Origin of the sequence: Pseudomonas tremae, from assembly GCF_001401155.1 — a bacterium.
GTDB classification, from domain to species: domain Bacteria; phylum Pseudomonadota; class Gammaproteobacteria; order Pseudomonadales; family Pseudomonadaceae; genus Aquipseudomonas; species Aquipseudomonas tremae.
Window position 1 is genome coordinate 1 of record NZ_LJRO01000235.1, and the last position, 664, is coordinate 664.

Consider the following 664-nt stretch of genomic DNA (forward strand, 5'->3'; position numbering starts at 1 on the left):
CGGATGTGCGATCTGCTGAACGTGAATCCCGTCCACCGGCATCAGGCTGCCGAGGACGGTGACACCAGCCTGCAAGGAGTGGCTTACCTGTCACAGCTAGAAGACAGCTCATCAGGCTACGGCGACGACTGGGGCGCTGGCGGGCCTATATACCGCGCCTGCCATGCTGCAATGATCCAGTTCATCCGGGAATGCCCAGAGGACCAACTACCTGATCTATTCGAACCTGGAGCACCGCTTGCTCTAAAGTCACCTCCTCATCTCACGCTGCATTGATTCAGTCCCAACGGAGAAAAAGATGAAGAACGACAGCCCCAAATCATCCGACGCGCAAATCTACCTTTCCCCGATCACCCAGGCAGCACTGGTGATATCCGCGATCAACGCAAAAGCTGGAGTTGAAGCGGTGGCTGAGGAGTTGGCAGAGCAGGTCAAAACCGTGAGCGGCGGAGACCTGAGTCGAATCGAGGCGATGCTTGTAACGCAGGCGCAATCTCTGGATACGCTGTTCGCCAAACTCGTCAACGATTCGCTCAAAACCGGCGTAGATGATCCCGCGGGAAGAATGGGTATCGCTCTTCAGGCACAGGCTCAGTGCTAGGCTCTGTACGTAAACCCAAGAAATACGATTTTCTGTAAAATACATCGCCATTAAAGCCAGGAG

At 55.0% G+C, this 664-nt stretch carries 1 protein-coding gene and 1 pseudogene; both read left to right on the top strand.

The window, feature by feature from the left end; all coding sequences use genetic code 11:
- Positions 1-276, top strand: a pseudogene (locus ALO43_RS31155) (hypothetical protein); the annotation flags it as partial.
- A 22-nt stretch (positions 277-298) separates the two neighbouring features.
- On the top strand, positions 299-601 hold the full coding sequence (locus ALO43_RS15640) for a hypothetical protein (RefSeq protein WP_054997774.1): 303 nt from the start codon (positions 299-301) through the stop codon (positions 599-601).
- The last annotated feature ends 63 nt before the right edge of the window (positions 602-664 follow it).